This is a genomic window from Dactylosporangium sp. CA-139066, from assembly GCF_050936175.1.
GTDB lineage: Bacteria > Actinomycetota > Actinomycetes > Mycobacteriales > Micromonosporaceae > Dactylosporangium.
Genome location: NZ_JBNJNH010000001.1, coordinates 5,313,375 through 5,331,199, shown reverse-complemented (window position 1 = coordinate 5,331,199; position 17,825 = coordinate 5,313,375). Strand labels below are relative to the sequence as shown.

At 73.9% G+C, this 17,825-nt stretch carries 16 protein-coding genes; 8 read left to right on the top strand and 8 right to left on the bottom strand.

What is annotated here, in order from left to right:
- The first annotated feature begins 210 nt into the window (after window positions 1–210).
- Window positions 211–1,269: a caspase family protein gene (locus ACQEVU_RS24410; RefSeq protein WP_433327291.1), complete on the top strand. Its 1,059-nt coding sequence runs from the start codon at window positions 211–213 to the stop codon at window positions 1,267–1,269.
- Window positions 1,256–2,719, top strand: a complete 1,464-nt coding sequence (locus tag ACQEVU_RS24405; RefSeq protein ID WP_433327289.1) for a hypothetical protein — start codon at window positions 1,256–1,258, stop codon at window positions 2,717–2,719. The genes ACQEVU_RS24410 and ACQEVU_RS24405 overlap by 14 nt, the downstream gene beginning before the upstream one ends.
- On the opposite strand, the gene ACQEVU_RS24400 is transcribed toward ACQEVU_RS24405, so the two are convergent.
- Entirely contained in the window at window positions 2,702–4,327 is a 1,626-nt protein-coding gene (locus ACQEVU_RS24400) for a GDSL-type esterase/lipase family protein (protein ID WP_433327287.1), read from the bottom strand. The two genes, ACQEVU_RS24405 and ACQEVU_RS24400, sit on opposite strands and share 18 nt — an antisense overlap.
- A gap of 133 nt (window positions 4,328–4,460) precedes the next feature.
- The gene (locus ACQEVU_RS24395) at window positions 4,461–5,039 is read right to left on the bottom strand and encodes a TetR/AcrR family transcriptional regulator (RefSeq protein ID WP_433335042.1); all 579 of its coding nucleotides are present in this window, start codon (window positions 5,037–5,039) and stop codon (window positions 4,461–4,463) included.
- Between the two features lie 132 nt (window positions 5,040–5,171).
- Between ACQEVU_RS24395 and ACQEVU_RS24390 the strand changes: the two genes are divergently transcribed.
- Window positions 5,172–6,623, top strand: coding sequence for an MFS transporter (locus tag ACQEVU_RS24390; protein ID WP_433327285.1), 1,452 nt, complete (start codon window positions 5,172–5,174; stop codon window positions 6,621–6,623).
- Window positions 6,624–6,641: 18 nt separating this feature from the next.
- Window positions 6,642–7,151 carry a GrpB family protein gene (locus ACQEVU_RS24385; protein WP_433327283.1) on the top strand — a complete coding sequence of 170 codons (510 nt, stop codon included), beginning with the start codon at window positions 6,642–6,644 and terminating at the stop codon, window positions 7,149–7,151.
- Between the two features lies 1 nt (window position 7,152).
- Here the strand turns inward: ACQEVU_RS24385 and ACQEVU_RS24380 are convergent, their stop codons facing one another.
- Together ACQEVU_RS24380 and ACQEVU_RS24375 are read right to left on the bottom strand one after the other, a co-directional pair.
- The gene (locus ACQEVU_RS24380) at window positions 7,153–8,226 is read right to left on the bottom strand and encodes a serine hydrolase domain-containing protein (RefSeq protein WP_433327281.1); all 1,074 of its coding nucleotides are present in this window, start codon (window positions 8,224–8,226) and stop codon (window positions 7,153–7,155) included.
- A gap of 12 nt (window positions 8,227–8,238) precedes the next feature.
- A complete protein-coding gene (locus tag ACQEVU_RS24375; RefSeq protein WP_433327279.1) occupies window positions 8,239–9,237 on the bottom strand; it encodes an aldo/keto reductase in 999 nt (332 codons plus the stop codon).
- 92 nt (window positions 9,238–9,329) lie between these two features.
- Here ACQEVU_RS24375 and ACQEVU_RS24370 point away from each other — a divergent pair, with 92 nt between their 5' ends.
- Window positions 9,330–9,857, top strand: a complete 528-nt coding sequence (locus tag ACQEVU_RS24370) for a TetR/AcrR family transcriptional regulator (protein WP_433327277.1) — start codon at window positions 9,330–9,332, stop codon at window positions 9,855–9,857.
- On the opposite strand, the gene ACQEVU_RS24365 is transcribed toward ACQEVU_RS24370, so the two are convergent.
- The 4 genes from ACQEVU_RS24365 to ACQEVU_RS24350 are packed head-to-tail and all read right to left on the bottom strand — an operon-like array spanning window position 9,854 to window position 13,835.
- Window positions 9,854–10,612 (bottom strand): dienelactone hydrolase family protein, encoded by a 759-nt coding sequence (locus tag ACQEVU_RS24365; RefSeq protein WP_433327275.1) that lies wholly within the window; start codon window positions 10,610–10,612, stop codon window positions 9,854–9,856. The two genes, ACQEVU_RS24370 and ACQEVU_RS24365, sit on opposite strands and share 4 nt — an antisense overlap.
- Before the next feature lie 10 nt (window positions 10,613–10,622).
- Complete coding sequence (locus tag ACQEVU_RS24360; RefSeq protein WP_433327273.1) at window positions 10,623–11,027, bottom strand: TIGR03668 family PPOX class F420-dependent oxidoreductase; 405 nt, start codon at window positions 11,025–11,027, stop codon at window positions 10,623–10,625.
- The gene (locus tag ACQEVU_RS24355) at window positions 11,024–11,857 is read right to left on the bottom strand and encodes an LLM class F420-dependent oxidoreductase (protein WP_433327271.1); all 834 of its coding nucleotides are present in this window, start codon (window positions 11,855–11,857) and stop codon (window positions 11,024–11,026) included. Before ACQEVU_RS24355 ends, ACQEVU_RS24360 begins: the two co-directional genes overlap by 4 nt.
- A 10-nt stretch (window positions 11,858–11,867) precedes the next feature.
- Window positions 11,868–13,835 (bottom strand): putative bifunctional diguanylate cyclase/phosphodiesterase, encoded by a 1,968-nt coding sequence (locus ACQEVU_RS24350; RefSeq protein WP_433327269.1) that lies wholly within the window; start codon window positions 13,833–13,835, stop codon window positions 11,868–11,870.
- Between the two features lie 345 nt (window positions 13,836–14,180).
- On the opposite strand from ACQEVU_RS24350, the gene ACQEVU_RS24345 reads away from it, so the two are divergent.
- From ACQEVU_RS24345 to ACQEVU_RS24335, 3 genes are all read left to right on the top strand, one after another.
- Window positions 14,181–14,837, top strand: a complete 657-nt coding sequence (locus ACQEVU_RS24345) for a DivIVA domain-containing protein (protein ID WP_433327267.1) — start codon at window positions 14,181–14,183, stop codon at window positions 14,835–14,837.
- A 139-nt stretch (window positions 14,838–14,976) separates the two neighbouring features.
- Window positions 14,977–16,437, top strand: a complete 1,461-nt coding sequence (locus ACQEVU_RS24340; protein WP_433327265.1) for a M1 family metallopeptidase — start codon at window positions 14,977–14,979, stop codon at window positions 16,435–16,437.
- Between the two features lie 73 nt (window positions 16,438–16,510).
- Window positions 16,511–17,773: a hypothetical protein gene (locus tag ACQEVU_RS24335; RefSeq protein ID WP_433327263.1), complete on the top strand. Its 1,263-nt coding sequence runs from the start codon at window positions 16,511–16,513 to the stop codon at window positions 17,771–17,773.
- Window positions 17,774–17,825: the final 52 nt, after the last annotated feature.

The following is a 17,825-nucleotide window of genomic DNA, read 5'->3' as shown; positions in this document are numbered from 1 at the left end:
CGTCAGAATACACCCCTCATAAGTGAACGATGCGCGTTCAGTATCGGAGGCGGCCCGGGCGGCCCGGAATCGGGCCGTCCGTTCGGTGCGCCGCGGGCGCCGATCATTCGCACCTCCCGGCCGCGGCGGCCGAATGCGTCGCGAAACGCCGACCGTCCGTGACGCCGGTGCGATGCTGAGCGGCGACCCAGCGGGTGGGGAGGTACGCCGATGAACGGCAGCACCGAAGCGAGGGCAAGGTCCGACGCGCACTACGCCGTCGTCGTCGGCATCAACCGGTACCCGGGCCTGGGTGACCTGCACGGCCCGGTCGACGACGCGGGCCGGTTCCACGAGTGGCTCGTCGACCCGGACGGCGGCGGCCTGCCGGAGCGGAACGTGTGGCTCGTCCCGGCCTCGTCCGACGCCGAGGACCGCCTCACCACGGGCACCGCCCGGCCCGCGCTCGGCGACATCAACGACGCCCTGCGCGACGTCAACGCCGTCGTGCGGCGGCGGGCGGCGGTCGAGCCGACGCTGTGGGACCGCACGCGGCTGTACCTCTTCGTCGCCGGCCACGGGCTGCTGCCCGGCGACGGCGAGGGGGCCCTGCTCGCCGCGAACGCGAGCGGCGAGGAGCCCGGCTACAACCTGGACCTGCGGCTCTACAAGGAGTGGTACCGCCGCTGCGGGCTCTTCCGAGAGCTCGTCGTCTTCGCCGACTGCTGCCGCAACGACTTCCCGGGCGCGACGTCCTACGGGCCTCCGTTCCTGCAGTGCTCGACGGTCGAGCGCGACGTGCGCCTCGCGATCGGCTACGGCGCCGCGTTCGGCGGCCGCGCCTACGAGGGCGTGATCGACGGCGAGTCCCTCTCCCCGTCCGACCGGCGCGGGCTGTTCACCACCGCGCTGCTGCGGGCCCTGCGCCGCCACCGCCGCTGGGACGAGGTGCGCGCGCTGGTCAACCAGACGCTCGCCCAGCTCGCCGAGGAGCGCCGGCGCGACCAGCGCGCGGAGATGGCCGGCGACGACGACATCGTCTTCGGCCGGCCGGGCGCCCCGCCGCCGGACGACGTCTACCAGGTCACGATCGTCTTCCCGGCCGGCGCGCCGGAGGCCGTCGAGGTGTGCGACGGGAGGCTCGCGGTGATCGGCTCGTGGGACACGCGGCAGGGACCGTGGCGGCGGGGGCTGCCGCCCGGCCTGTACTACGTCCGCGGCCGCGACGGCGGGGCGGCCGTCGGCGCGCCGTTCGTGGTGGCGGGGGCGGATGTCGATGTCAAGCTCTGAGGTCTCCGGCCGGATCCGGCTCGCGGCGGCGCAGCCCGGGCTCGAGTTCGTGGTCCGCGACGGCCTGCTCGCCACGGTCGCCGCCGGCACGCAGCGCCTCGACGTGACGGTCGAGCCCGGGCTGTACCAGATCGAGCGCCGCGCCGGCGACGCCACCTCGACCGACGTGGTGCTGGTCCCGCCCGGCGGCGAGCACCGCGAGGACGGCGTGCGGCTGGCGCTGCCGTGCGTGGCACCGGTGTCGGCCGCGGACGGCGCCCGCCCCGAGTTCCGCGCCGCCGCCGAAGCGGCCAGCGCGGCCGTCGCGGACCTCGTCGCCGCCGTCGACGTCACCGGCGTCATGGCCATCGCCGCCGGCCCGCGGCCGCCGGCCGGCACGGGCGCGCTCGTGGTGGCGATGTGCCAGGATGCGCCGCTCGGCGAGCACCCGCACCACCGCGACGTCGAGCTGCTCGACTCGAGGGGCCGGCCGGTGCCGGCGTGGCGGATCGGGTGGCGCCTGGCCGAGCCCGGCATCGCCGCGTGGGGCTCGGTCCTGCCGCCCGGCGGCTATTCGCTGCGCGCGCGCCCGGCGGGGGCGGACGCCGCCACGAACCTGCCGGTGTACGTGGCGGGCGGCTGGCAGACCGTCGTGTTCTGCCTGCACGGCGACCGGCTCGACCGCAAGCGGATGTCGGTGAACATGACGCCGCTGGACGTGCCGTGGCGGGCCGGCGCGCCCTCGCACACGGCCGCGGAGGCGGCGCTGGCCGGGCTGCGCCGCGGCCGGCCGGTCTTCGGCGCCGACGTGACCTCGCACTGGCTCGCCGGTGCGGACCCGATCGACCCGATGGTCGGCATCCTCACCGCGCACGCGCTGCGCGTCGCGGGCGAGGCCGGCGGCGGCGCGTACGACGGCATCGTCGGGCGCCTGCGGGAGCTCCTGCCGGACCATCCGGACGTGACGGCGCTGGCCATGCTGCGCGACGGCCGGATCGACCCCGGTGAGCTGTCGGTCTCGTGGCCGCCGATGCTGCTGGCCTCCTACCGCGACCTGATCCTGCCGGCCGACCTGGTCAGCCCGTCCGCCATCATCGACGGCTCGGCGGCCGAGCGGATCGCCGGCCGCCTGGTCCCCCACGGTCCCTGGCTGGCCTGGTCGGAACCGCCCTCGACGCTGCACGAGCCCCTTTCGCTGGCCGTCGAGACGCTCGCCGGCCGGCTGCTGCCGGATCCGGTGGCGTCCGCGCGGGTGACGCGGTTCCTGGGGCAGGTCGCCGGGTTCGAGGGGACCACGGCCGCCGACGTGCGGACCCGCTGGAGCGCGACCGACATCGCGCGGGCCACCGAGCTGCCGACCCGCGCGGTCAGCGACGTCCTCAGCGGGCCGCCGTCCGGCGGGGCGATGCGCGGGTGGGGGTTGGACCACCCGCGCATCGCCCGGCTGCCGACCTCAGAGGAGGTCGAATGACTCCCACGAGCCGATCGCGGTGCGGTTGGCGATGAGCGACGCGGCGCCGGCGTTCTCGGCGCAGACGTACCTGCCGTTGACGGTCGCGCGCAGGGACACGCTGCCGTCGGGGTTGTGGATCAGGTCGAACGTCTCCCACGAGCCGACCGCGGTGGCGCTTGCGATGAGCGGGTTGGCGCCCGCGTTCGCGGCGCTGACGTACTTGTTGTTGGCGTGTGCGCGCAGCGAGACGCGGCCGCCGCCGAGGTCGGCCAGGTCGAACTGCTCCCACGGGCCGACCGCGGTGCGGTTGGCGATCAGCGCCGCGGCGCCGGCGTTCTCCGCGGTGACCAGCTTGCCGTTGGCGTGGGCGCGGAAGGTGACGACGCGGGTGGCGGGCGGCGTGGACGTACCGAAGAGGGAAAGATCGACGGCGTTGGCGATGGCCTGCAGGCCGGCCTCGTTCGGGTGCAGGTGGTCGCCGGTCTCCAGCGACGCCTGGAACCACGTCGGCCGGGCCGGGTCGTGGGTCGCGGTGTCCATGTCGACGACGCCGTCGCAGCCGCTGCCGGCGCCCCGCACGAACGCGTTGAACGCCTGCCGGCCGTTCTCGCCGGCCTGAGTCCAGTAGCCGGCGCCCTGGAAGGGCGTCAGGGTGGCGCACAGGAACTTCACCCCGGCCGCGTGGGCGCGGCTGATGAGCTGGCGGGTGGCCGCGATGAGCTGGTCGCCGGTGATCGACCCGGCGCTGTTGCCGAGGTCGTTGATCGGGTCGTCGGCGAAGACGACCCACTTCACGCCGGACTGCGACAGCACGTCGCGGTCGAAGCGGTTGGCCGCGCTCTGCCCGGCCCCGTCGGCGAGCAGGCGGTTGCCGCTGATGCCCTGGTTGAGCACGCCGATGGTGCGCCCGGCCTGGCTGAGGCGCACGGCGAGGTCGTTGGGCCAGCGCCGGTTGGCGTCGCCGCCGGACCCGACGCCGTCGGTGATGGACGCGCCGAGCGCCACCACGGCCCCCTCCGACGCCGTGTTCTGCACGTCGAGGTTGGTCAGGAAGAAGTAGTTGCCGCGGGTCTGCGGGCTGGACAGCGTCGCGTTGCCGGCGACGTTGCCGGCGGCGACGTAGTTGGTCTGGTTGCCGAAGTCGTGCACGGTGGCGTTGCCGGTGCTGGACGGCAGGTAGAAGCTGACGGCCACGTCCGACAGCGCGTCGACGGTGAACGCGACCTGGTCGCTGGTGACGCTGCCGCCGACCGGGATCGTCGTCTGCGCGGCACCGCCGAAGGTGACCGCGCGGTCCGAGCCCGCGTCGACGGAGGATCCGCTGGTACGCCGGGCGATGTGCACGTTGGCGACGGTGACCGCCTGGTTGCCGAAGGCGTTGGACAGCCGGATCCGGGCGGCCGTGCCGCCGATGCTGGTGCGCACGATCTGGCGGATCGTCTGCTGGTTGAAGGTGGTGCCGCTGGACTGGGGCGACACGCCCCAGGTGCCGGTCCAGGCGGGCGCGGCCGCGGCCTGCGCGGAGGTGGCCTTGGCGGTGTCCCCGAAGGCGGGCCGCCAGACCCCGGCGGCGACGATGGCGAGCGCCGCGACGAGCGCGGCGGTGGCGAGCTTCCGTGTGCCCATGGCTCCGTTTCCTGCATAACGGTACGGGCGGGAAGCACGATTCGCCGCAATCGTGATAGGCGAACCATAGCCCATGCTCAATGGGATGGCACGCGCGCGCCGCAAACCCCGGGCTCCCTCCCGCGGGAGCGGGTCACCGTGGCGGGTTGACGGCGGCGTCGAGAATCTGCTCCAGGTGCGCGAGGGGGTCCGGCAGGTCGTCGCGGAAGTAGTCCTCGTACCACACCCGGAAGGCCGCGACCGAGCACGCCACCAGCAGGCGGCGGCGCCACTGCAGAGGGGCGCCCCCGCCGCGCGTGGCCAGCTCGGCGGCCAGGTCGGCCTCCTGGTCGGGGCGCACGCCGGGGTAGGTGGCGCGCAGGTGGCTCGACTGCAGCGCCACCGTGCGCAGCCCGGTCAGCAGCTCGCGGTTGTCCACGACGAACCGGCCGACGGCCAGCAGCGCCCGGCGCATCACCTCGGCGTCCGGGGCGTCCGGCGGGGCGGCGGCGATCCGCTCGAAGGCGATCGCGGTCATCCGGCGCACGGGCTCGGCGACGACGTCGTCCTTGCTGGCGAAGTACCGGTGGAAGGTCCGGGGGGCGATGTCCGCCGCGGCGCAGATGTCGTGCACCGTCACGTGGTCGTAGCCGCGCTCGATGAACAGCCGCCACGCCGCCTCGACGGTGGCGGCGCGGTTCTGCTCCCGCTTGCGCTCCCTGAGGCTCTCGATCGCCCCGCTCCTTTCGTTCGTGTGACCGGGGTCTCAACTATCCCTGGGGCCACCTTCCGGCAACAATTCCGTGGCAGGCTCTGCCTCGTGGCACATTGTGCCACGAAACCCCGGAACCCCTGGAGCCTGATCATGACAAACACCGCCGAGGTGACGGCGGCGACCAAGAGCGCGGCGCCCGAACGCGGGGCGTGGACCGCCGGCCAGATCGTCGTCGTGCTGGTCATCGGCACCGCGGCGCTCATGGTGTCGCTGACCCAGTCGCTGCTCGTCCCGGTTCTGTCCAAGATCGCCGTCGACCTCAACGCCGGCGGGGACGGGATCGCCTGGGTGCTCACCTCGACCCTGCTCGTCGGGGCCGTCGCGGTGCCCGCGTTCGGGCGGCTCGGCGACCTGTTCGGCACCCGGCGCATGGTCCTGGTGACCCTGGCCGCGCTCATCGCCGGGTCCCTGATCTGCGCCCTCGCGACCAACCTCACCACCATGATCATCGGGCGGGCGGTCGTGGGGCTCTCGGTGGCCGCGGTACCGCTGAGCATCAGCCTCATCGGGGTCACGCTGCCCAAGGCGCACGCGCCGGCCGGCATCGCCCTCATCAGCGCCATGCTCGGCGTCGGCGGCGCCCTCGGCCTGCCGCTGGCCGGGCTCGTCGCCGAGTACGCCGACTACCACGTGCTGTTCTGGATCTGCGTCGCCGGCGGCGTCCTGGCCGTGCCCGGCATCGTCCTGCTGGTCCGCGAGCCGGCCCGCGTCGCCAAGGGCCGCATGGACCTCGTCGGCACCGCCCTGCTCGGCGCCGCGATGCTCGCCCTGCTGCTGCCCCTGGCCCAGGGCGACTCGTGGGGCTGGACCGACCCGCTCACGATCGGCCTGCTGATCGCCGCCGTGGTACTCCTCGTGCTCTTCGTCGCCGTCGAGCTGCGCCTGCGCTCGCCGCTCGTCGACGTGCGCGCGACCGCCCGGCCGTCCCTGCTGCTGACGAACGTCGCCTCGCTGTGCGTCGGATTCGCGCTGTTCGCCACGCTCATCGGCACCGCCTCCTACGTGCAGGCGCCCGCCGCCACCGGCTACGGCTTCGGCAAGTCGGTCCTCGCCGGCGGCCTGTGCATGCTGCCCGGCGGCATCGCGATGCTGCTGCTCTCGCCGCTGTCGGCGAAGCTGCGCCCGCGCACCGCGCTCGTCATCGGCTCGCTCATCATCGCCGCCGGGTTCGCCACCCGGATCGTGCTGACCGGCAGCCTGTGGCAGGTGGTCCTCGGCGCGACGATCGCCGGCGCGGGCACCGGCATCGCCTACGCCGCCATGCCCGGCCTCATCATCCACGCCGCGCCGCGCTCCGAGCTCGCCGCCGCGAACGGCCTCAACGCCCTGTTCCGCAGCGTCGGCAGCTCGCTGGCCAGCGCGATCGGCGGCGCGATCCTGGCGTCGCAGACCGTCATGCTGGCCGGGCACGCGCTGCCGTCCCTGGCCGGGTACCGCACCCTGTTCGCCATCTGCGCCGGCGCCGCCGTCCTGGCCGCGCTCCTGGCGCTGTTCATCCCGCGGCACGCCAGCGCCGCGGACGCCGCCCTGCCCGAGGAGTAGATCCGTTAGGGTCTCCGGGTGACGATCGAGGTACACGACTACGATCCGGCCTGGCCCGCGCTCGCGGCCGTCGCCATCGACGACGTCCGCGCCGCGATGCCGGGCCGGATCGGCGTCATCGAACACGTCGGCAGCACCGCGGTGCCCGGGCTCGCCGCGAAGCCGGTGATCGACCTGATGGCCGCGACCGAGGACCTCGGCGACTTCGCGGCCCACGAGGCGCCGGTGCTCGCGCTGGGGTACCAGCGGCTGGAGACCGGCATGCGCGAGCGCCTCTTCTACCGCCGCGACGGCTACCACCTGCACGTGGTGGGCGCGCAGTCCTGGCCGACGCGCAACGAGCGGCTGCTGCGCGACCACCTCCTCGCCGACCCGGCCGCCCGCGAGGAGTACGCCGGGCTCAAGCGGTCGCTGGCCGGGCTCGACGGCGACACGTACACCCGTAGCAAGACCGAGCTGATCCAGCGGCTGGTCGACGCCGCCCGCACGGCCCGCGGCCTGCCGCTCGTCGACGTCTGGGAGGACTAGCTCAGCCCGGCCGCTGCGAGCGCTCGCCCAGGACGGCGCTGAACAGCGCCTCGCGCAACGCCAGCTCGCGCGGGTCGTCCCACAGGTGGAAGCCGGAGCGGTTCATGGCGTAGGCGAAGCCGACGCCGGTCTCCGGGTCGGCGAAGCCGAAGGAGCCGCCGGCGCCCGGCGTGCCGAAGGCCTGGTCGCCGGCGGCGCCGAAGCGCAGGCTGGGGAACGGCTTCACGTACCCCAGCGAGAAGACGGTCGGCACCCGCAGTACCACATCCAGGAGCCCTTGGGATGGCGGCTCGGCGGGGCGGGTCAGCGCCCGCAGCGTCCCGGGGGTCAGCCCGAGCCCGGCGCCGCCGGTCGCCGCCTCGCCGTAGGCCCGGGCGATCGCGCGGGCCTCGCCGGTGCCGTTCGCGGCCGGCAGCTCCAGGCGGCGCACGTCCGCGCGGTTGTAGTTGCCGGTCTGGTTGAGCACCTTCGGGTTGGCGAACGAGCGCGCCGTGACGCTGCGCGGGTTGAGGAAGCCCAGCACGAACGCGCGCGGCATGGTGCCCATGTGCAGCAGCAGCTCGGCCGGCTTGAAGCCGTGGATCGTGGCGATCCGCTCCGGGTCCACGGTGCCGGGCAGGCCGATGTGGAACTCGAGGCCGAGCGGCGCGGCGATCGCCTCGGCGAAGAACCGGCCGAGCGAGCGGCGCTGCGGGTCGACGCGGCGCAGGAGTTCGCCTTCGTACCACCCGAGCGAGATCGCGTGGTAGCCGTGCCGCGTCCCGGGCGTCCAGGCGGGGCGCTGCTCGGCGAGGGCCGACGCGACGATGTCGAGGTCGGCGAGGTCGGTGATGCTCAGCGGGCGGTCGACGGCGGCCAGCCCGGCCTGGTGGGCCAGCAGCTGCCGCACGGTTACCGCCTCCTTGCCGGCCTGGGCGAACTCCGGCCAGTAGCGCGCGACCGGGACGTCGTGGTCGATCCAGCCGCGCGCGTGGGCGAGGGCCAGCGCCAGCCCGGAGACGCCCTTCGTGGTGGAGAAGACGGTGACCATGGTGTCCTCGCGCCAGGGGGCAGGATTTCGGCACCGAGGGTGCAATAACCCGAACGGTCAGCGGCGGCGCAGCGCCGGGTCCAGCAGCGCCGGCGGCTGGAAGACCTGGTCGAGGGCGCCCACGTCGGTGCCCGGCGGCACGATCTCGTCGATGCGGTCGAGGATGTCGGCGCCGAGCGTCACCTTGGTCCCGGCCAGGAGGTCGTCCAGCTGCTCCTCGCTGCGGGCCCCGAGCAGCGCGCTGGTCACGCCGGGGTGCGACACGGTGAACGCCATCGCGAGGTGCGTCATCGGGATGCCCGCCTCGTCGGCGACGCCGATGAGGCGCTCGACGACGTCGAGGCGGCGCTCGTCGTTGAGGTGCTTGAAGAAGCGGGCGCGGCTCAGGTCGTTCTCCCCGCCCTTGCGGACCCGGCCGGTGAGCAGCCCCTGGCCGAGCGGGCCCCAGACCATGACGCCCAGGCCGTAGCGCTGCGCGACCGGCAGCACCTCGCGCTCGATGCCGCGGTTGAGCATGGAGTACACCGGCTGCTCGGTCCGGAACCGCTCCAGGCCGCGCCGCTCGGCGACCCACTGGGCCTCGACGATGTCGGAGGCCGGCAGCCCGGAGGTGCCGATCGCCCGGACCTTGCCGCTGCGGACCAGGTCGGTCAGCGCCGACAGCGTCTCCTCGAGGTCGGTCGCCGGGTCGGGCCGGTGCAGCTGGTACACGTCAATCCGGTCGGTCTGCAGCCGGCGCAGCGAGTCCTCGACCGCGGTCATGATCCAGCGCCGGGAGGCGCCCTGCCGGTTGGGGTCCTCGCCCATCGGGCGGCCGAACTTGGTGGCGAGCACGACCTCGTCGCGGCGGCCCTTCAGGGCGCGGCCGACGACCTCCTCCGAGTCGCCGTAGGCGTCGGCGGTGTCGATGAAGTTGATGCCGGCGTCCAGCGCCTTGTGCAGCACGCGGGCGGAGTCGGCGGGGTCGGCGTTGCCGACGGAGGTGGCGAACATCAGCGTGCCCAGCGCGTAGGGGCTGACCTTGATCCCGGTCCGGCCCAGGGTGCGGTACTGCATGACGGGTCTCTCCTGCCGTATCGTGGAGCGAAACGGAACGCTATTCCGCAACTATACGGAAAGCCGTTCCGTTTTGCCAGGAGAGGAGTCCCGTGGCCCGCGCGGACGCGCAGCGCAACCTGAACGCCCTGCTCGAGGCGGCGAAGGCGGTGTTCGCCACGTCCGGGGTGGACGCGCCGGCGAAGGAGATCACCGACCGGGCCGGGGTCGGGGTGGGCACGCTCTACCGGCACTTCCCGCAGCGCTCGGACCTGGTCATCGCCGTGCTGGAGCGCGAGATCGACGCGTGCGCCGACGCGGGGCCGGCGCTGAGTGCCACCAACCCCCCATCGGTGGCGCTCGCCAAGTGGATCCGGCGGTACACGGAGTTCGTCCTGACCAAGGTCGGGCTCGCCTCCGCCCTGCACTCGGCGGAGGGGCTGCGCGCCTACTTCTACGAGCGCATGAGCCCGGTCGTCGAGGCGCTGCTGGCGGCCGCGGCCGGCGAGGTCCGCACCGACGTCCGCGCCCGCGACGTGCTGCACGCGGTGGCCCTGCTGTGCCACGAGGTGCCCGGCGAGGACCCCGGCTACGGCCGCCGGCTCGTCGACGTGTTCATCGACGGCCTGCTGGTGCGCTAGAAGACCTCGCCGAGGAACGCCGTCAGCTCGCGCCAGCTGCGGGCGTCGGCCGCCGGGTGGTACGCGCCGCCGGGCAGGGTGAAGCCGTGCTCGGCGCCGGAGTACGTGGTGACCTGCCAGTCCAGGTCGGGGCGGGTGCGCAGCTCGTCCTGGAACGCCGCGACCGCCGCGTCGGGCACCACCGGGTCGGCGCCGCCGGTGCAGATCAGCACGGAGCCGGTGATCGCGGCGACGTCGGCCGGCTCGTGGGCCACCAGGCGGGCGTGGAACGCGACCGTGCCGGCCAGCGGCGCCCCGGTGCGGGCGAACTCCAGCGCCGCCGAGCCGCCGAAGCAGTACCCGATGACGACGATCCGGCTCGCGTCGGCCTCCGGGTCGTTCGCCACGACGTCGTACGCGGCGCGGACCCGGGCGCGCATCAGCGCGAGGTCACCGTAGTACTTCCCGGCCTCGGCCGCCGCGCTCTGGTGGTCCTCGAAGCGCCGGCCGGTGCCGTAGAGGTCGGCGGCGAAGGCGTAGTAGCCGAGGCGCGCGAGCATCTGGGCGCGGGCCTTGGGGTACTCCCGCAGCCCCGTCCAGTCGTGGACGATGATCACGGCGGGCTTCGGCCCGGCGACCGCGGCGTCGTGCGCGCGGTAGCCCTCCATGGGCTGCCCGCCGTGGTCGTAGGCCACCGTCGCCTCGGCGATCCGCGCGCCCGGGCGCTCGGCGACGGCGTCGATGAGCCGCCGGTGCTCGGCGGAGAAGTCGGTCATGACCCCGACTCTACGAGGCCGACCAGCCCGTCCACCGGGCGACGTCGATCGCGATCATCAAGCCCCGGATCCGGTACTGCGGGTAGCGCGCCACCAGCCGCCCCAGCGCCCGGCGGCCCTCCTCACCCGCCGGGTCGACCTCGCGGGCGATGCCGTCGGCGCGGACCCACCACAGCGCGGACCAGTCCTCGTCGTAGTGGTCGGCGAGCACGGCGGCGCGCGGCTCGGCGGCCAGGTTGGCCAGCCGCTGCAGGGCGGTGTGCCGCTTCGGCTTGGCGTCCACGCCGTGGTACACCGTGTCGCCCTCGAGGGCGAACACGATGGGCACGGCGTGGGGAGAGCCGTCCGGGGCGACGGTGGCCAGCCGGGCCACGCGCGCCGCCCCGAACCGCCGCCGGCACTCGTCCGGCGTCACGCGCCTTCGCCGGCGAAGTCGGCGATGGCCCGCTCCCACTGCTCGAGGCCCCGCTCGACGACCGAGCGCTTGCCGGAGGGGATCCACCGGCTGGCGCGCTGGACGCCGGCCTCGTGGAGGCGCTGCAGTACCGCGGGATCGGCCGGCGCCGAGAGCACCTGCACGTCGATCGGGCGCTCGGCCCGGGACCGCAGCTCGCCGATGCGCTCGACGACGCCCTCGCCGTAGTTGGGGAACCAGGCGTCGCCGAACGCCAGCACGCGGTCCAGCACGCCCGGGCCCGTGCCGCCGACGAGGATCGGCGGGTGAGGGCGCTGCGCCGGCTTCGGGAAGGACCAGATCCGTTCGAAGTCGACGTACTTGCCGTGGTACGACGCCTCAACCTTGGCCCAGATCGCCTTCATCGCCTCGACCCGCTCGCGCAGCACGGCCATGCGCACCCGCGGGTCGGTGCCGTGGTTGCGCATCTCCTCGCGGTTCCACCCGGCGCCGACGCCGAACTCGAAGCGGCCGCCGGAGAGGTGGTCGAGCGAGGCGACCTCCTTCGCGGTGATGATGGGGTCGCGCTCGATGACGAGGCAGATCCCGCTGCCGATGCGCAGCCGGCTGGTGGCCGCCGCGGCCGCGGTCAGCGCGACGAAGAGGTCGTAGGTGTGCCAGTACTTCTGCGGCAGCTCCTGCCCGTCCTGGTACGGCGTGTCGCGGCTGGCCGGGATGTGGGTGTGCTCGGCGAAGAACACGGCGGACTGCCCGCGCTCCTCGGCCAGCCGCGCCAGGTCCCCAGGGGCCATGGCGTTGTGGGTGGGGAAATATCCGATTCCGAAGTCCATGGCTGCATCTCTACCCCACCGGCGACGCTTCGACCGGCACAGTGTGCTCGCGCAGCCACCGGCTCAGATCCGCGCCCGGCATCGGCTTGGCGTAGTGGTAGCCCTGGGCGATGTCGCAGCCGAGGTCCTGCAGGGCGGCGGCGTGCGCGGTACCCTCCACGCCCTCGGCGACCACCGTCATGCCGAGGTTGTGGCCGAGCTCGATCGCGCCGCGGACCAGGATCGCGTCGTCGGGGTCGGTGTCCATGTGCTGCACGAACGTGCGGTCGACCTTGAGCTCGTCGACCGGGAGCTGCTTGAGGTACGCCATCGAGGAGTAGCCCGTGCCGTAGTCGTCGATCGACAGGTGGATGCCGAGGTCGTGCAGCTCCGACAGGGTGGCCGTGGCCTGCGCCGGGTTGGCCATGACGGCCGACTCGGTGACCTCCAGGCGCAGCAGCGCGGGCGGCACCCCGAACTCGGCCAGCATCCCGGTCACCCGCCGGACCAGCTCGGCGTCGAGCAGGCAGCGCGGCGAGAGGTTGACGGCGACCGGGATCACCATGCCGGCGTCGTGCCACTCGCGGGCCTGGCGCAGGGCGAGGCGCAGCACGTACAGCGTGAGGCGGTTGATGAGCCCGGTGGTCTCGGCGACCGGGATGAACTCGGCCGGCGAGATCGGGCCGCGGACCGGGTGCTGCCAGCGCACGAGGGCCTCGACGCCGCTCAGCCCGCCGTCGTTGAGGCGCACCTTCGGCTGGTAGTGCAGGGTGAGCTGGTCGGTCGCGTCCAGCGCCCGGCGCAGGTCGCCGAGCAGCAGCAGGCGGCTGCTGTCGTCGGTGTGCATGCTCGCCCGGTAGACGGCGACGCCGTTCTTGGCCTCCTTGGCCGCGTACATCGCGATGTCGGCGGCGCGCAGCAGCGCCTCGGCGCTGTCGCCGTGCCCGGGCGCACCGGCCACGCCGATGCTCGCCTCGACGTCTACCGTCACGTCGCCGAGGGTGAAGCTGCGGTGCAGGTCGTGCTGCAGCCGCTCGGCCAGGCGGACGGCGGCCTCCGGCGACGAGCCGGGCAGCAGGACGGCGAACTCGTCGCCGGCCAGCCGGGCCACGGTGTCGTCGGCCCGCAGCGCCGCGGTGGTGCGCTCGGCGACCTGGCGCAGCAGCTCGTCGCCGTAGTGGTGCCCGAGGGTGTCGTTGACCTCCTTGAACCGGTCGAGGTCGAGCATGAGCACCGACAGGTCGGGCGGACCGCCGGCCCGGGCCGCCTCCAGCGCGGCGTCGGTGCGGCGGGTAAACAGCAGCCGGCTGGGCAGGCCCGTGAGCGCGTCGTGCTGCGCCTGGAACTCGCTGGCCGCCGCCTGCCGCACGAGCCGGCGCTGGTAGCCGGCGGCGAGCAGGGCGAACCCGGCGACGAGGGCCAGGCCGGTCGCGGTGCCGGCGACGGTCGTGGTGAACACCATCGACTCGACCCGGCGCAGGTCGCGCACCGCGCCGGCGGCCGTCGCGGCGCGGGCGTCGGTGACGTCGCGGACCATGGCCGTGAGCGCCTGGAAGGTCGGCTCCGTCTCGGTCTCCTCGATCACCTCGACCTCGTCGGGGCGGCCGTCGTCGACGGCGGCGAAGAGGCGGCGCATCGCGTCGAGGTACCGCTCGTGCAGCGCGTCGATCCGCGGCACTATGGCCCGGTCCTCGCGGGTGCCGACCCGCCGCACCTCGGCGAGGGCGGCCCGCAGGGTGGCGGCGGCCGCGGCGTGGGCGGCGCGCACGTCCTCGCCGGGCTCGAGGCGGTAGTGCTGCTCGCTGAGCTCCTCCGCGGCGACGGCGTCGTGGGCGCGCTCGTAGGCCGCGGCGAGGGCGGCCGAGCGGGTGACGTCGTCCGCGGCGCGGCGGGTGCGGACCACGCCGACGAGACTGAGCGCGGCCAGGGCGAGCACGATCACGGCCAGGCCGGCCGCGGCCGCCTGCCGTACGCGGTGCGGGCGCTGGGTCGCCACCATCCGGTCTCCTCACCGTGCGCGGTCGCGTCAACGGCTCATCGGCAGGATCCGGTCGGAGTTGACCCGTGCTCCAGGCTCATCGGAGGTTCTACGCATTTCGGCCTTCCAAACGTTTTGCAACCGAGGCCTCCGCCGCCTATGTCGCATATGTCGCCGGTGTCCGCCGGGCCGCTCGCGCTGCCGGATGAGCGACAGTCTCCGACCCGCGCGCGACGGTCTTTGCGCTGGTAGCGTGCACGAGCCTAGGTAAGGAGGTCGTCCATGGCCGACGACGGCATACGAGGCCGTTTCAAGGGGGTTCCGAACACGCCGCCCCCGCAGCCGATGCCCATGCATCCGGGACCGATGGACGGTCCCCCCGGTGGCCACGCCGCACCCAATGCGGCCAACGCCCAGCGCGACGCCCTCGTCGTGCTGACCATGGCCCAGCGCACCGCCGACGAGCACGTGGCGAACGCGCACCAGGAGGCCGACCGGATCATCAACGACGCCCGGGCGGCCGCCGACCACATCGTCCAGCAGGCCGAGGCCCACGCCGAGGACATGCGCGCGGACGCCGACGACGTGCTGGGCCAGGCCCGCGCCGACGCCAGCCGCATCGTGCAGGAGGCCCGCGCCCACGCCGACAAGACCGAGCAGGCCGCCGACGACCTGCTCGCCGACGCCCGCGCGCGGGCCGCCGAGATCGTGAAGATCGCCACTCAGCGCGCCGACGACATGAAGCACCAGGCCGAGATGCGCTACCAGGACGTGGTCGGCAGCCTGGCCGCCAAGCGCGAGGGCCTGCAGCAGCAGATCGAGTCGCTGGAGCGGTTCGACCGGGAGTACCGTTCGCGCCTGACGTCGTTCATGCAGACGCAGCTGCGCGCCCTGTGGGTCGACCAGCCCCAGGTCGACCCGGACATCGAGGGCACCGCCGAGCCCCACGACGACCCCCGGCCGGCCAGCGCGATCCCCACCCAGCGCAGCATCGAGGCCGGCACCCTGGACCCGGCCCACTAGGGCCGTGCCCGTGTTGTGACCACCGCTCCCGCCGGGCTGGAGCGGTGGTTGTCCTCCGCCGCAGCGGCGCCGTAGGACATCGACCGGGTTCGCTGTCACCGGGCATCGCGGCGGGGCGCGGTCCCGTATGGTCTGCCCCGTGCGTCGATCTTGGCTCCCCCTCGTCTTGTCCGCGGTCCTGCTGACCGCCGCGTGCACCGAGAGCAAACCGCAACCCGCGGCCGGCGGTAGCGCCGCGCCCGGCGTCTCCGCCGGCCCGGCCGGGCCCGACTACAGCGTGTGGGCGGCGGGCCGTTCCACGCCGGTCGCCGATCCGATGTACGCCAACTACGGCAACCCCGGCGTCGACGTCCTGCACTACGGGCTCGAGCTGGCGTGGCAGCCGGACAGCAAGACGCTGAACGGGGTGGCGACGCTGCAACTGCGCGCCGCGGCCGATCTCAGCGAGGTGAAGCTCGACTTCTCGAAGGCCTACGCGATCGACGGCGTGACGCTGAACGGGGCGGCCACCAGCGGTACCGTCGCCGGCACGAAGCTCACCGTGGCCGCAGCTGTGGCCAAGGACGCGTTCGCGACGCTCGTGGTGAAGTATCACGGGACGCCGGCGACGGTGCCGATGCCGTCGCACCGCGACGACGTCGAGCCGCTCGGGCTGACCGTCACCAAGGACGGCGGGCTGTGGACGATGCAGGAGCCGTACGGTGCGGGCACCTGGTATCCGGCGAACGACCAGCCGTCGGACAAGGCGCTGTACGACATCGCGGTGACCGTGCCGGAGGGCTGGTCGGCGATCGCGAACGGCACGCTGAAGAGCCAGGACGGCAACACGTTCAAGTACTCCGCGACGGAGCCGGTGGCGAGCTACCTGACGACCCTGGCCGTCGGCAAGTACCAGAAGGAGACGGCGACCGGGCCGCACGGGATCCCGCTCACCTACTGGTACCGGCAGGGCCCCGACGACAAGGCGCTGCCGTACCTGCGCAAGTCGCCGCAGTACCTGGAGTGGCTGGAGAAGCACTTCGGCCCGTATCCGTTCGACAGCGCGGGCGTGCTCATGGTGCCGTCGGTCTCGGGTATGGAGACGCAGCAGATGATCACCATGGGGCTGCCCGACTACGGCAGCGACGCCAACTTCAAGTCCGGCTTCGAAGCCGACCTGCTGCACGAGTACTCCCACCAGTGGTTCGGCGACGCGGTCACCCCGACGAACTGGAACGACCTCTGGCTCAACGAGGGCTGGGCCAGCTATGCGCAGCACCTGTACACCAACGAGCGCGACAAGGTCACGGCCAAGCAGTGGGAGGACTGGGCCCGCGGCGTCGACGCCCGGCTGCGCAAGAACCTCGGGCCGCCCGGCAAGCCCAGGGCGGACAGCTTCGCGGAGAGCAACGTCTACATGTGCCCGGCCCTCATGCTGCACCAGATCCACAAGCAGATCGGCGACGCCGCGTTCTTCTCGCTGGCGACCGACTGGGCACAGAAGAACCGCGGCACGACCCAGGACCGGGCGTCGTTCATCGCGTTCGTCAACCAGCACACCGGCAAGGACTTCACGTCCCTCATCAACACCTGGCTCGACTCGCCGACCACGCCGAAGTAGCCGGTCTCATCCGGTGGCCCTGGGCCCGTGTTCCACCCGGTTCCATGAAGGGCCGCTGTGGCAGGATGGCCGCGTGTCCAAGCCCGTCGATCGGTACGGCCCGCAGCGCGCCCGGCGCCTCGAGGGCGTGGCGGCCCGGCTGCGCGAGCTCGGCATCGACGCGGCCTTCGGCGAGCTGGTGCCGTACTACGACCTCTACGGCTCGGTGCCCGAGGGGCTCACCGGCCTCGTCGTGCCCGAGGTGGGCGGCCCGGGCCGGATGCAGGTGACCGTCGTGGGCGCGCGGCCGACGCTGCCGCCCGGCGAGGGCGGGTTCTCCGCCGACGGGCGCATGTGGGTGCGCGACGTCGACCTCGAGTACGACGACCTCGCCGGGCACCTCGTCTTCGAGGTGACCACGCTCGACGCCGCCGGCGCCGGGCCGATGTGGGCGCCGCGCCGCCACGTCGCCACCGAGGAGGGGGTCCTCGACGCGATCCGGCTCTGGCACGGGTACCGCGAAACCCTCCGCAGCACGCCCCCGCGCCCCGACCCGAGGCGCCGCGCGGTCCTCGCGCGGCAGGCGAAGGCCCGCCGCGCCGGCAAGGCCCGGGTCCGCATCGAGGCCGACGCCGAGCGGGTCCCCGCCGACCTCGACGCCGAGCTGCTCTGCTACCACTTCCCGCGCGACCGCAACGGCCGCTACGGCCGCACCGCCGTCGTCGCGCTCGAGGGCGACGGCACGGCGCTGAGCAGGCGCGGGCCGTGGCTGGCCGCGCGGGCCGACGGCGACGCGCTCGTCGTGCGCGTGGAAGGGCTCATCGGGGCGAACCAGGACCACCGCTGGGACCGGCTGCCGTGGCTGTGGCGCGCCGGCGAGCGCGACGCCCCGCCGGCGCGGCGCTGGCAGGCCCCGGACGCGGCCGCCGTCGCCCCGATCGCCGAGCTGCTCGACCGGCACGAGGTCCTCGACGCGCTGACCCTGTGCGGGGTCGAGGTCGACGCGCACATCGGCGCGCTGCTGGCCGGCTACCCGGTCGACTACTCGCACGCGCGCTACACCGAGACGTGGGTGCGCACGCTGTACGCCCAGCTGCCCGGCTGCGCGCCCTGGCGCCTGGCCGCCGCGTACCGGTCCTGGCAGGACGAGCGGCGATCGGCCCGCCGCCCGGCCGGCGAGCCGATCGCGCTCTTCGGGCTCAAGGGCCTCAACCAGCAGTCCCGGCCGATGGTCGGGCTCGACGCGCCCGCGGGCCCGCCGCGGCTGACGATGCTGTGGACGGCGAGCAACGCCCGCCTCCCCCGCGCCCTGTGGGACCGCCCGGCCGACCTGACCGCCGAGCTGCTGGACCGGTAACCACGAAATTCCGGGCCAGCCGGTCGTACCCCTCGTCACGACCGGCCGCGGC